Consider the following 12772-nt stretch of genomic DNA (forward strand, 5'->3'; position numbering starts at 1 on the left):
CCGTCCAGGACTTCAGGACTGCACGCCGAAGGGCGGCACCCCGTGCGGGGTGCCGCCCTTCGGCGTGCAGGGAGTCACGCGGTCACTTGCGCATGACCTCGGGCTCGTGGCGGCGCAGCAGGCGCGCCACCGCGAAGGCGCAGACGACGCCGATGAGCACCAGGACCGTGAGGTTGAAGCCCCACTGGCCGGCCGTGTGGTCCCACAGCGGGTCCAGGTTGGTCGGGTCCTTGTGGTCCCACGGCGGCATCAGGTGCGCGAGGTCCAGGGTCGAGCCCGCCGCGGCGATGGCCCAGCGCGAGGGCATCAGCCAGGCGAACTGCTCCAGGCCGGGCGATCCGTACACCTGGAAGAGGATGCCGGTGAAGACGACCTGGACGATCGCGAACATCACGAGCAGCGGCATGGTCTTCTCGGCGGTCTTCACCAGCGAGGAGATGACCAGGCCGAACATCATCGAGGTGAAGCCGAGCGCGATGATCGTGACGCAGAGCTCGACGGCCGGCGGCATGACCAGGCCCTCTTCGGGCAGCTCGCGGGTGGCGAAGCCGATGCCGCAGATGATCACGCCCTGGAAGGCGGTGATCAGGCCGAGGACGATGACCTTGGACATCAGGTACGCGGAACGGGACAGGCCGGTGGCCCGCTCGCGTTCGTAGATGACCCGTTCCTTGATCAGCTCTCGTACGGAGTTGGCGGCGCCGCTGAAGCACATGCCGACCGCGAGGATCAGCATGATCGTGCCCGCGTCTCCGTTGAAGCGGGAGGGCGGGGTGGGCTTGCCGAGGCCGAAGTCGGCGGGGATGACGACCGAGACCGCGCCGAGGACGGCCGGCAGGATCACCATCAGGCCCAGGAAGCCCTTGTCGGAGGCGATCACCGAGGAGTAGCGGCGGATCAGCGTCCACAGCTGCGAGCCCCAGCCCTGCGGCTTGGGCGGCCTGGCCATCGCCTGCTGCGGCACCTGGACGGGCTGGGCGGCGACGGCGTCGATGTCCGCGGCGTACATCTGGTAGTGCTGCGAGCCCTTCCAGCGGCCCGCCCAGTCGTAGTCGCGGTAGTTCTCGAAGGCGGAGAAGACGTCGGCCCAGGTGGAGTAGCCGAAGAAGTTCAGCGCCTCCTCCGGCGGGCCGAAGTACGCCACGGAACCTCCGGGCGCCATCACGAGCAGCTTGTCGCAGAGGCCGAGCTCGGCCACCGAGTGCGTGACGACGAGGACGGTGCGGCCGTCGTCGGCGAGGCCGCGGAGCAGCTGCATGACGTCGCGGTCCATGCCCGGGTCGAGGCCGGAGGTCGGCTCGTCCAGGAAGATCAGCGACGGCTTGGTGAGGAGCTCCAGGGCCACGGAGACACGCTTGCGCTGGCCACCGGAGAGGGAGGTGACCTTCTTCTCCTTGTGGATGTCGAGCTTCAGCTCGCGCAGCACCTCGTCGATGCGGGCCTCGCGCTCGGCCTCGGCGGTGTCGCCGGGGAAGCGGAGCTTGGCCGCGTAGCGCAGCGCCTTCTGGACGGTCAGCTCCTTGTGCAGGATGTCGTCCTGCGGGACCAGACCGATGCGCTGGCGCAGCTCGGCGAACTGCTTGTAGAGGCTCCGGTTGTCGTAGAGGACATCGCCCTCGTTGGCCGGGCGGTAGCCGGTGAGCGCCTTGAGCAGGGTCGACTTGCCGGAGCCGGAGGGGCCGATGACGCCGATGAGCGACTTCTCCGGGACGCCGAAGGTGACGTCCTTGAGGATCTGCTTGCCGCCGTCGACCGTGACGGTGAGGTGGCGGGCCGAGAAGGAGACCTCACCGGTGTCGACGAACTCCTCGAGCTGGCCGCCGACCATACGGAAGGTCGAGTGGCCGACGCCGACGATGTCGTTGGGGCCGATGAGGACGGAGCCGCCCTTGGCGATCGGCTGACCGTTGACGTACGTGCCGTTGTGCGAGCCGAGGTCGCGGATCTCGAACCGGCCGTCGGGCGTCGCGTGGAACTCGGCGTGGTGGCGCGAGACCTGGAGGTCGGAGACGACCAGTTCGTTCTCGAGCGCACGACCGATGCGCATGACGTGGCCGAGGGCGAGTTGGTGGAACGTCGTCGGGCTGCGGTCGCCGTAGACCGGTGGCGCCCCCGCGGCGCCGCCACCCTGGGCGGGGACCTTCGGGGCCGCCTGCTGGTGCGGGACCTGCGGCGGCTGCTGCTGCCAGCCCTGCTGCGGCTGCTGGTGCTGCGGCGGCGGGGCCTGGTGCGTGGCCCAGTCGGCCTGCCCGGCGCCTGCCTGCTGGGCGTTCGGGGCGGCGTGGGCCGGCTGCTGCGCGGGCTGCTGATGGGCCGGCGCCTGCTGCGGCGCGGCCGCGGCGGCGAGATTCAGCCGCGGGCCGTCCGTCGCGTTGCCGAGGTGCACTGCGGAGCCGGGGCCGATCTCCATCTGGTGGATCCGCTGCCCCTGCACGAAGGTGCCGTTGGTCGAGCCGTGGTCCTCGATGACCCAACTCCGGCCGCCCCAGCTGATGGTGGCGTGTCGCCACGAGACCCTGGCGTCGTCGATCACCAGGTCGCCCTGTGGATCACGTCCCAGGGTGTACGACCTGGACGGATCGAGGGTCCAGGTCCTTCCGTTCAATTCCAGTACGAGTTCTGGCACTCCATGCCCCACTATTTGTCCCCCGATGTACCCCCGTCGACGGGGGTTTAGGGATGGCGAACATCGGGGGGAACTATTTCAGGCCGGACCCGTACTCCGAAAGTCGGGCGGTGTGAAGACCCCGCAGAGGGGTACGGGCGTCGCGTACCCCGCCGGTGCGGCGCGTCGACTCCCGGCGGTGCCGCGCTCCGACTCACGCCGGCGTCGTGCCGACGCCCGCCCGTGCCGCGCGTCCTCCTGTCCGCCACGCGGGACGGGTGGACCGGTGGCACCCGGTGCCCGATACGGTGGAAGCACCATGAGCGCATCGCAGACCTCAGACGTTCCCACTCTTCTCGTCAAGATCTTCGGGAAGGACCGTCCCGGGATCACCGCCGGACTCTTCGACACCCTCGCCGCCTACTCCGTCGACGTCGTGGACATCGAGCAGGTCGTCTCCCGCGGCCGACTCGTCCTGTGCGCGCTCGTCACCGAGCCGACCGTCGCCTCCCAGGGGGAGCTCCGGGCGACCGTGCACAGCTGGGCGGAGTCGCTGAAGCTCCAGGCCGAGATCATCTCCGGCACCGGTGACAACCGTCCGCGCGGCGTCGGCCGCTCGCACGTCACCGTGCTCGGGCACCCGCTGACCGCCGAGCAGACCGCCGCCATAACGGCACGGATCGCCGAGAGCGGCGGCAACATCGACCGTATCTTCCGGCTGGCGAAGTACCCGGTGACGGCCGTCGAGTTCGCCGTCTCGGGCTGCGAGACCGGGCCGCTGCGGACCGCCCTGGCCACCCAGGCGCACGAGATCGGCGTGGACGTGGCCGTCGTCTCGGCCGGGCTGCACCGCCGCGCCCAGCGGCTTGTCGTCATGGACGTGGACTCCACGCTCATCCAGGACGAGGTGATCGAGCTCTTCGCGGCGCACGCGGGGTGCGAGGACCAGGTCGCCGAGGTCACCGCGGCGGCGATGCGCGGCGAGCTGGACTTCGAGCAGTCGCTGCACGCGCGGGTGGCTCTGCTGGCCGGGCTCGACGCCTCGGTGGTGGACAAGGTCCGGGCCGAGGTACGGATGACACCCGGTGCCCGCACCCTGATCCGTACGCTCAAGCGGCTCGGCTACCAGGTCGGTGTGGTGTCGGGCGGCTTCACGCAGGTCACGGACGACCTCAAGGAGCGTCTCGGTCTCGACTTCGCCTCGGCCAACACCCTTGAGGTCGTGGACGGGAAGCTGACCGGCCGGGTCACCGGCGAGATCGTGGACCGGGCGGGCAAGGCGCGGCTGCTGCGCCGGTTCGCGGCGGAGGCGGGCGTGCCGCTCTCCCAGACCGTGGCGATCGGTGACGGCGCGAACGACCTGGACATGCTGAACACGGCCGGGCTCGGGGTGGCGTTCAACGCCAAGCCGGTCGTACGGCAGGCCGCCCACACGGCGGTCAACGTCCCGTTCCTCGACACCGTCCTGTACCTCCTCGGGATCACCCGGGAAGAGGTCGAGGCGGCGGACGGCGACGAGGATCTGCTGCACTGAGCGTCCTCGTCCTCCGTACGGACGACGGAAGGCCCGGTCACCGCTCGGTGACCGGGCCTTCGGCGCTCTTCCGGCCTCTGGGTGGGGACGGGATCAGGCGTGCGGCGCCCAGTAGTCGACGAGGGTGCCGACGCCGGGCTCCACGGACTTCCAGGAGCCCTCGAAGGTGACGACGGAGAAGGCGGCCGTCGGGAAGCCGCCCCGGTTCATCCGGGTCAGCGCGTCGCCCTCGGCCTCGCCGACGAGGACCTCGGAGAGCGCGTGCATGCCGGGGTTGTGGCCGATGACGACGAGCGACCGCACCTCGTCGTCGACCTCGTTGAGCAGGGCGATCAGCTCGCCGGGCGAGGCTTCGTACAGCCGCTCCTCGTACACGGTCCTGGGGCGGTGCGGCAGCTCCTGCACGGCCAGCTTCCAGGTCTCGCGGGTCCTGGCGGCGGTCGAGCAGAGGGCCAGATCGAAGGCGATCCCGGTGTCGGCGAGCCTGCGGCCGGCCACGGGGGCATCCGTGCGGCCGCGCTCGGCGAGCGGGCGTTCGTGGTCGGACACCTGGGGCCAGTCGGCCTTGGCGTGCCGGAGCAGCACGATCCTGCGGGGTTCGGGGGATCCGGGGGATGTCCCTCCGGAAGACGCTGCGACGCTCATGGGTTCCAGCTTCCCATGAAACGGGCTGGCGGGCGCAGGGTGTTGACCCGCTCGCGGACGACCGGAAGCGGGCCGGTGAAGGCGGGCAGGCAGGCCGGGTCAGTGGGGCAGCGACTGCTGGATCTGCTCCAGGAGGCGGCCGACCGTGGGGTCGCCGCCGGCGGCGGGGCCGCCGCCCGAGCCCGCTATGAGCAGGAAGAGCGCGACGAACGCGGCGACCGGCAGGGCCAGCGCCCACCAGGGCAGCCGGGTGTCGACGCCGGTGGCGGACGGGGACCCGACGGACGGGGATGAGGACCCGACGGACGGGGACGGGGTCCTGGTGTGCGTACGGGCCGACATGGCCGCCTCCGCGGGTCGGGACGACGTCCGCAGCGGGTGACTGCGGCGATGTCTCCACGCTACGGAGCGGCGGAGGTCCGGCCCATCCGGTGATCCACCTACTTCACCCTGACACTCACCCCCTAGGGGATGGAGGGGTTAACCCCACCCACCCCACCGCGAGTCGGGCGGCGTCGGGGGATCACGGCGAGGCGATCGTGGCGATGACGGCGATGACGACCGAGATCCCGAGCATCGCGCCGAGCACGAGCAGGAGCTTCTTCTGGCCGTTCTGGGGGTTCGGGTCGAGCACTGGCATGGGGACAGTCTCGCATCTCAGCATTCGTCCTCGACGGTCCGGTCCCGTCCGGCGAGCGTGCCGATGATCATCTGCGGGATCATCAGCCCGGCCATCAGCGCGATGGGCAGGCCCCAGCCGCCGCTGTGCTGGTAGAGGACGCCGACGAGGAGCGGTCCGGGGATGGAGATGAGGTAGCCGACGCTCTGCGCGAAGGCGGAGAGCCGGACGACGCCGGCGCCGGTGCGGGAGCGCAGCCCGATCATGGTGAGGGCGAGCGGGAAGGCACAGTTGGAGACGCCGAGGAGCAGCGCCCAGGCCCAGGCTCCCGCCGCCGGGGCGAGGTAGAGGCCGCTGTAGCCGACGAGGCCGCACAGGCCGAGCGCGACGACGATCGGGCCCTGGGTCTTGAGCCGGGTCGCGAGGCCGGGGATGACGAAGGCGAGCGGGACGCCCATGACCATCGTGACGGCGAGCAGCACACCGGCCGTGCCGGCGGGGACGCCCGCGTCGCGGAAGATCTGCGGCATCCAGCCCATGGTGATGTACGCGCCGGTGGCCTGGAGGCCGAAGAAGGCGCCGAGCGCCCAGGCGGTGCGGCTCCGGGTGATCCGCAGCGGGGCGCTCGCCGAAACGCTCCCCGGGGAGGTCGGTTCCGCCGCCGGGAGGGTCGTCGCCGACCGCGCCCGGTCGCGGACGAGCGGGATCCAGGGCAGCACCGCGAGGGCGGCGAGGGCGGCCCAGAGGCCGAGCCCGGCGCGCCAACTGCCGCCGAGGGCCTGGGTCATGGGCACGGTCGCGGCGGCGGCCAGGGAGGTGCCGAGGGCGAGCGCCATCGAGTAGAGCCCGGTCATGGTGCCGACGCGGCCGGGGAAGTACCGCTTGACGATGACGGGCATCAGGACGTTGCTGACGGCGATGCCCATGAGGGCCAGGGCGCTGGCGGCGAGGAAGCCGACGGTGCCGGAGGCGAAGGGGCGTACGGCCAGGCCCGCGAAGATCGCCGCCATGCCGGCGCAGACGACGGCGGTGGGGCCGAAGCGGCGGGCGAGGCGGGGCGCGGTGATGCCGAAGATCGCGAAGCAGAGCGGGGGTACGGAGGTGAGGACGCCGGCCACGCTGCCGCTCATGTGGAGCCCCTCGCGGACCTCTTCGAGGAGGGCGCCGAGGCTGGTGATGGCGGGGCGGAGGTTGATGGCGGCGAGCACGAGTCCGACGACGACGAGCCGGGTCACCCACAGGGCCGGCCGGTCCGGTGCGGGAGAATCCGCGGTGGTGGCGGCCGGGCCGGTGGCGGGGGTACGGGCCGGCGGTGCGGCGGTCGTGAGGGTCTTCGGCTCGTCAGGCATGGCGCCATCATAGAATCATGGGATGATTGGTTGTCCAATCCGGAACTGCCCTCGGGAGCCGTCCGGAAGCGGGCGACGAACCACACGCGGAAGCGTCCGGAACCCTCCGGACCGAAAGAGAAGGTGCTTCATGGCGCTCGGCTCTCCCCGGCGTTCCGGGCTCTCCGATCAGGTGATCACGGAGCTCCGGAACCAGATCACCTCCGGTGAATGGCCGGTCGGGTCCCGGATCCCGACCGAACCGGAGCTGGTCGAGCAGCTGGGCGTGGCCCGCAACACCGTGCGCGAGGCGGTGCGCGCGCTCGCGCACAACGGACTGCTCGACATCCGGCAGGGCTCGGGGACGTACGTGGTCGCGACGAGCGAGCTGGCCGGGGTCATGCACCGCCGGTTCGCCGACTCCGATCCCCGGCACATCGCGGAGCTGCGCTCCACGCTGGAGTCCTCGGCGGCGAGCCTCGCGGCGCTCCGGCGCACCGACCGCGACCTGAAGCAGCTGGACGCCCTGCTCGCGGGCCGCGAGGAGGCCTGGGTCTCGGGCGACGCCGAGCGGTTCGTGATGGCGGACGGGGCCTTCCACCACGCGGTGGTGGTCGCCTCGCACAACGAGGTGCTGACCGAGCTCTACGCCGACCTCGGCCACGTCCTGCGGCAGTGGCTGCGCGACGACGTGGGCCAGGAGCTGCGCCCCGAGCACCACATGGACCACGCGCGGCTCGTGGAGGCGATCCGGTCCGGCGACGGGGAGACGGCGGCCGCGGAGGCGGCCGGCTATCCGTTCATGTGCCTCAGGGACCTGGGGCCGGTGACGGGGGCGGGGCCTTCGACGGGAGCGGCTCGGCCGGCTGGTGCGTGAGCCAGGCGGACTTGACCTCCTTCCAGCAGCGGGCGGTGAGCTGGGCGTAGGCGGTCGGGCCGACGTCGACGGGCGCGCTGTCGGTGTCCACGTCCCACCAGCGCTCGCACTCGACGTGCAGCCGGACGCGGTCGGTGGTGGGGTACGGGTTCTGGCAGTGGGCGGTGACGGTGGAGCCCTCGACGACCGTGCGGCAGGAGGCCTCGAAGCCCTCGGCGTCCCGGGCCGTCGGCGCCGGTATCTCCTCGGCCGGGGCGGGGGCGGCACGGACCTCGGCGGCTATCCCGAGCCCGGTGAGGAGTACGGCGGCCGAGGCGAGAGCGGCGGCCCTGCGGTGCGGCACGCGCATGCCCGTACCTCCTCCCCATCAGTAGCCGGATGTCGCGCTCTGGACCAGTTTGGGGTGGTTCGCCGGAGTTTTCGACTCGGGCGCGGGCCCTCGGGTACGACGAAGGCCGGGCGCCCCCTGAGAGGGGCGACCCGGCCTTTCGTACCGCCGAACGGGTGAGCGCTCAGGCGCCGATCGCGTGCAGACCGCCGTCGACGTGGACGATCTCGCCCGTGGTCTTCGGGAACCAGTCGGACAGCAGGGCGACGACGCCACGGCCGGCCGGCTCCGGGTCGGCGAGGTCCCACTTCAGCGGGGAACGGCTGTCCCAGACCGCCGCCAGCTCGCTGAAGCCGGGGATCGACTTGGCGGCCATGGAGCCGATCGGACCCGCCGAGACGAGGTTGCAGCGGATGTCCTGCTTGCCCAGGTCACGCGCCATGTAGCGGTTGGTGGCCTCGAGCGCCGCCTTGGCCGGGCCCATCCAGTCGTACTGCGGCCAGGCGAACTGCGCGTCGAAGGTGAGGCCGACGACCGCACCGCCCTGGTGCATCAGCGGCAGCAGCGCCATCGTCAGGGACTTCAGCGAGAAGGCCGAGACGTGCATGGCGGTGGCCACCGACTCGAACGGCGTGTTCAGGAAGTTGCCGCCGAGCGCGTCCTGCGGGGCGAAGCCGATGGAGTGGACGACGCCGTCGAGACGGTCGCCGAGCTGCTCGCGGACCTGGCCCTCCAGGCGGGCGAGGTGCTCGTCGTTGGAGACGTCGAGCTCGAGGACCTTGACCTTGTCGGGCTCGGGCAGCTTCTTGGCGATGCGCTCGGTCAGCGTCGGACGCGGCCACGCGGTGAGGATGATCTCCGCGCCCTGCTCCTGGGCCAGCTTCGCGGTGTGGAAGGCGATGGAGGACTCCATCAGCACACCCGTGATCAGGATGCGCTTGCCCTCAAGAATTCCGCTCATGGTCAGTGACCCATGCCCAATCCGCCGTCAACCGGGATGACGGCTCCAGTGATGTACGAAGCGTCGTCGGAGGCGAGGAACTTCACCGCGGCGGCGATCTCCTCGGGCTGCGCGTAGCGGCCCAGCGGCACCTGGGACACGATGCCCGCGCGCTGCTCCTCGGTCAGCACCGCGGTCATGTCGGTGTCGACAAAACCGGGGGCGACGACATTGAACGTGATGTTGCGCGAGCCGAGCTCGCGGGCCAGGGAGCGGGCGAAGCCGACCAGGCCCGCCTTCGAGGCGGCGTAGTTCGCCTGCCCCGCCGAACCCAGCAGACCGACGACCGAGGAGATCAGGACGACGCGGCCCTTCTTGGCCCGCAGCATGGCGCGGTTGGCGCGCTTGACGACCCGGAAGGTGCCGGTGAGGTTGGTGTCGACGACGGTGGTGAAGTCGTCCTCGCTCATGCGCATGAGGAGCTGGTCCTTGGTGACCCCGGCGTTCGCCACCAGGACCTCCACCGGACCGTGCGTCTCCTCGATCTCCTTGTAGGCCTGGTCCACCTGCTCGGCGTCGGTGATGTCGCACCTGACGGCGAGGCAGCCCAGTTCGAGGAGGGCTGCCGGCGGCTCACCGGACCGGTACGTGATCGCGACCTTGTCGCCGGACTCGGCGAACGCGCGGGCGATGGCGAGGCCGATGCCCCGGTTGCCTCCGGTGACGAGAACCGAGCGGCTCAACGGATCACCCTTTCGATCTTTCAGCGGTCTGGATACCGAAAACCTATCGGTCCGGCCTCGGTCACGAGGGATCGCCCCCTGACAGTGGCGTACGAATGTCACTGTCGGGTCCCTACATAAAGCTCTGGGCGTGGCGGCCCGAAGCGCGACATGATCGGGGGCGACCGGTCTCATACGAACAGGAGACAGCTGTGCCCTCTGGGACCCATTCGATCGACGCGGCCTTCACGGCGCTGCCGCTGCGGGCGCTGGCCGACGCCGCGCTGGCACGCGCGCGTGCCCTCGGCTCCGAACACGCGGACTTCCGGCTCGAGCGGGTGCGCAGCGCCTCGTGGCGGCTGCGGGACGCCAAGCCATCGGGTTCCTCCGACACCACGGACCTGGGGTACGCGGTGCGGGTGGTGCACGGCGGGGCGTGGGGGTTCGCCTCCGGGGTGGACCTGACCATGGACGGGGCGGCGCGGGTCGCCTCGCAGGCCGTCGCCATGGCCAAGCTTTCGGCCAAGGTGATCGCCGCGGCCGGTTCCGACGAGCGTGTGGAGCTGGCCGAGGAGCCGGTGCACGCGGAGCGGACCTGGGTCTCCTCGTACGAGATCAACCCCTTCGACATCCCGGACGCCGAGAAGAGCGCGCTGCTCGCCGACTGGAGCGACCGGCTGCTGCGGGCGGACGGTGTGGCGCACGTGGACGCCTCGCTGATGACCGTCCAGGAGAACAAGTTCTACGCGGACACGGCCGGCACGGTCACCACCCAGCAGCGGGTCCGGCTGCACCCGCAGCTCACGGCGGTCGCCGTGGACGGGACGACGGGCGAGTTCGACTCGATGCGGACGATCGCGCCGCCGGTCGGGCGGGGCTGGGAGTACCTGACCGGCACCGGCTGGGACTGGGACGCGGAGCTGGAGTCGATCCCGGGGCTGCTCGCGGAGAAGATGCGGGCGCCGAGCGTGGAGGCGGGGACGTACGACCTGGTGGTCGACCCGTCGAACCTCTGGCTGACGATCCACGAGTCGATCGGGCACGCGACGGAGCTGGACCGGGCGCTCGGCTACGAGGCGGCGTACGCGGGGACCTCGTTCGCCACCTTCGACCAGCTGGGGAAGCTGGCGTACGGCTCGTCGATCATGAACGTGACGGGTGACCGCACCGCCGAGCACGGCCTCGCGACGATCGGCTACGACGACGAGGGCGTCGAGGCGCAGAGCTGGGACCTGGTGAAGGACGGCACGCTCGTCGGCTACCAGCTGGACCGGCGGATCGCGAAGCTGACGGGCCTCGGCCGGTCGAACGGCTGCGCGTTCGCCGACTCCCCCGGGCACGTGCCGGTGCAGCGGATGGCGAACGTCTCGCTCCAGCCGGACCCGGGCGGGCTCTCCACCGAGGACCTGATCGGCGGGGTCGAGCGCGGCATCTACGTGGTCGGCGACCGCTCGTGGTCGATCGACATGCAGCGGTACAACTTCCAGTTCACCGGGCAGCGCTTCTTCCGCATCGAGAACGGCCGGCTCGCCGGGCAGCTGCGGGACGTCGCGTACCAGGCGACGACGACCGACTTCTGGGGCTCGATGGAGAAGGTCGGCGGCCCGCAGACGTACGTCCTCGGCGGCGCGTTCAACTGCGGCAAGGCCCAGCCGGGCCAGGTCGCCGCGGTCTCCCACGGCTGCCCGTCCGCCCTCTTCCGGGGCGTCAACATCCTCAACACCACGCAGGAGGCCGGTCGATGAGCTCGCGTTCCACCAAGCCGTACGAGATCGTCGAGCGGGCGCTCGAGCTGTCGCGGGCGGACGGCTGTGTCGTCATCGCCGACGAGGAGTCCTCCGCCAACCTGCGCTGGGCGGGCAACGCGCTCACGACGAACGGTGTCACCCGGGGCCGTACGCTCACCGTCGTCGCCACCGTGGACGGCGCCCAGGGCACGGCCTCGGGGGTCGTGTCGCGCTCGGCGGTGACCGCCGACGACCTGGAGCCCCTGGTGCGGGCCGCCGAGGCCGCCGCGCGGGCCGCGGGGCCCGCCGAGGACGCGCAGCCGCTGGTCCAGGGCGTCGACGCCTCCCCGGACTTCACGGACGCGCCGGCCGAGACCAGCTCCGCCGTCTTCACCGACTTCGCGCCCGCGCTCGGCGAGGCCTTCGCCCGCGCCCGGGCCGGCGGCCGCGAGCTCTACGGCTTCGCCCACCACCAGCTGACCTCCACCTACCTCGGTACGTCGACGGGGCTGCGGCTCCGCCACGACCAGCCCAACGGCACCCTGGAGCTGAACGCCAAGTCCCCGGACCGCCAGCGGTCCGCGTGGGCCGGGCGCTCCACGCGGGACTTCAAGGACGTCGACCCGGCGGCGCTCGACGCCGACCTGGCGAAGCGGCTCGGCTGGGCGGAGCGCAGGATCGAGCTGCCCGCCGGGCGGTACGAGACGCTGCTGCCGCCGACCGCGGTCGCCGACCTGCTGATCTACCAGCTGTGGTCCTCGGCGGCCCGGGACGCGGTGGAGGGCCGGACGGTCTTCTCCAAGCCGGGCGGCGGGACGCGCCTCGGCGAGACGCTCTCCCCGCTGCCGCTGACGCTGCGCAGCGACCCGAACGAGCCGGGTCTCGAATCCGCGCCGTTCGTCATCGCGCACGCCTCGGGCGACGACTCCTCCGTCTTCGACAACGGTCTGCCGCTCGCCCGGACGGACTGGGTACGGGAGGGCAGGCTGGAGCACCTCATCACCACCCGGCACACGGCGGGGCTCACCCGCCTGCCGGTGGCGCCCGGTGCGGGGAACCTGATCCTGGAGGGCGGTGGCGAGCAGTCCCTGGACGACATGGTCGCCGCGACCGAGCGCGGGCTGCTCCTCACCTGCCTCTGGTACATCCGCGAGGTCGACCCGGCGACGCTGCTGCTGACCGGTCTGACCCGGGACGGCGTCTACCTCGTCGAGAACGGCGAGGTCGTGGGCGAGGTGAACAACTTCCGGTTCAACGAGTCGCCGGTGGACCTGCTGTCGCGGGCCTCGGAGGCCGGCCGGACCGAGAAGACGCTGCCGCGCGAGTGGAGCGACTGGTTCACCCGGGCGGCGATGCCGGCGCTGCGGGTGCCGGACTTCAACATGAGCTCGGTCAGCAAGGGCGTCTGACCCCCATAGACTGGGGTCGGCGTGACTACAACCAATCC

The 12772-nt window shown here is 71.4% G+C and carries 12 protein-coding genes; 4 read left to right on the forward strand and 8 right to left on the reverse strand.

Going from position 1 to position 12772, the window contains the following annotated elements; all coding sequences use genetic code 11:
- Nucleotides 1-82: 82 nt before the first annotated feature.
- Complete coding sequence (locus tag ACWCO8_RS32395) at nt 83-2638, reverse strand: FHA domain-containing protein (protein ID WP_451035215.1); 2556 nt, start codon at nt 2636-2638, stop codon at nt 83-85.
- A 286-nt stretch (nt 2639-2924) separates the two neighbouring features.
- Here ACWCO8_RS32395 and serB point away from each other — a divergent pair, with 286 nt between their 5' ends.
- Nucleotides 2925-4139 (forward strand): phosphoserine phosphatase SerB, encoded by a 1215-nt coding sequence (gene serB, locus ACWCO8_RS32400; protein ID WP_451035216.1) that lies wholly within the window; start codon nt 2925-2927, stop codon nt 4137-4139.
- 93 nt (nt 4140-4232) lie between these two features.
- Here serB and ACWCO8_RS32405 read toward each other — a convergent pair whose 3' ends face one another.
- The 4 genes from ACWCO8_RS32405 to ACWCO8_RS32420 all read right to left on the reverse strand — a co-directional run bounded on the left by ACWCO8_RS32405 (nt 4233) and on the right by ACWCO8_RS32420 (nt 6752).
- The gene (locus tag ACWCO8_RS32405) at nt 4233-4784 is read right to left on the reverse strand and encodes a SixA phosphatase family protein (protein ID WP_362016459.1); all 552 of its coding nucleotides are present in this window, start codon (nt 4782-4784) and stop codon (nt 4233-4235) included.
- A gap of 99 nt (nt 4785-4883) precedes the next feature.
- Nucleotides 4884-5126 carry a hypothetical protein gene (locus ACWCO8_RS32410; RefSeq protein ID WP_451035217.1) on the reverse strand — a complete coding sequence of 81 codons (243 nt, stop codon included), beginning with the start codon at nt 5124-5126 and terminating at the stop codon, nt 4884-4886.
- A 181-nt stretch (nt 5127-5307) separates the two neighbouring features.
- Nucleotides 5308-5424, reverse strand: a complete 117-nt coding sequence (locus tag ACWCO8_RS32415) for an SGM_5486 family transporter-associated protein (RefSeq protein ID WP_261992078.1) — start codon at nt 5422-5424, stop codon at nt 5308-5310.
- A gap of 17 nt (nt 5425-5441) precedes the next feature.
- Entirely contained in the window at nt 5442-6752 is a 1311-nt protein-coding gene (locus ACWCO8_RS32420; protein ID WP_451035218.1) for a CynX/NimT family MFS transporter, read from the reverse strand.
- Between the two features lie 130 nt (nt 6753-6882).
- Between ACWCO8_RS32420 and ACWCO8_RS32425 the strand changes: the two genes are divergently transcribed.
- Nucleotides 6883-7608, forward strand: coding sequence for a FadR/GntR family transcriptional regulator (locus tag ACWCO8_RS32425; RefSeq protein WP_362016453.1), 726 nt, complete (start codon nt 6883-6885; stop codon nt 7606-7608).
- On the opposite strand, the gene ACWCO8_RS32430 is transcribed toward ACWCO8_RS32425, so the two are convergent.
- The 3 genes from ACWCO8_RS32430 to fabG all read right to left on the reverse strand — a co-directional run bounded on the left by ACWCO8_RS32430 (nt 7541) and on the right by fabG (nt 9619).
- Nucleotides 7541-7957, reverse strand: coding sequence for a hypothetical protein (locus tag ACWCO8_RS32430; protein ID WP_451035219.1), 417 nt, complete (start codon nt 7955-7957; stop codon nt 7541-7543). The two genes, ACWCO8_RS32425 and ACWCO8_RS32430, sit on opposite strands and share 68 nt — an antisense overlap.
- A 163-nt stretch (nt 7958-8120) precedes the next feature.
- Entirely contained in the window at nt 8121-8897 is a 777-nt protein-coding gene (fabI, locus tag ACWCO8_RS32435; protein WP_362016449.1) for an enoyl-ACP reductase FabI, read from the reverse strand.
- A 2-nt stretch (nt 8898-8899) separates the two neighbouring features.
- The gene (gene fabG / locus ACWCO8_RS32440; protein WP_362016447.1) at nt 8900-9619 is read right to left on the reverse strand and encodes a 3-oxoacyl-[acyl-carrier-protein] reductase; all 720 of its coding nucleotides are present in this window, start codon (nt 9617-9619) and stop codon (nt 8900-8902) included.
- Between the two features lie 212 nt (nt 9620-9831).
- Here fabG and ACWCO8_RS32445 point away from each other — a divergent pair, with 212 nt between their 5' ends.
- Both ACWCO8_RS32445 and ACWCO8_RS32450 read left to right on the forward strand, forming a co-directional pair.
- Nucleotides 9832-11343, forward strand: a complete 1512-nt coding sequence (locus ACWCO8_RS32445) for a TldD/PmbA family protein (protein ID WP_451035374.1) — start codon at nt 9832-9834, stop codon at nt 11341-11343.
- Nucleotides 11340-12734, forward strand: a complete 1395-nt coding sequence (locus tag ACWCO8_RS32450) for a metallopeptidase TldD-related protein (protein WP_451035220.1) — start codon at nt 11340-11342, stop codon at nt 12732-12734. Before ACWCO8_RS32445 ends, ACWCO8_RS32450 begins: the two co-directional genes overlap by 4 nt.
- Nucleotides 12735-12772 lie beyond the last annotated feature (38 nt).

This window comes from Streptomyces sp. NPDC001927, assembly GCF_053594455.1.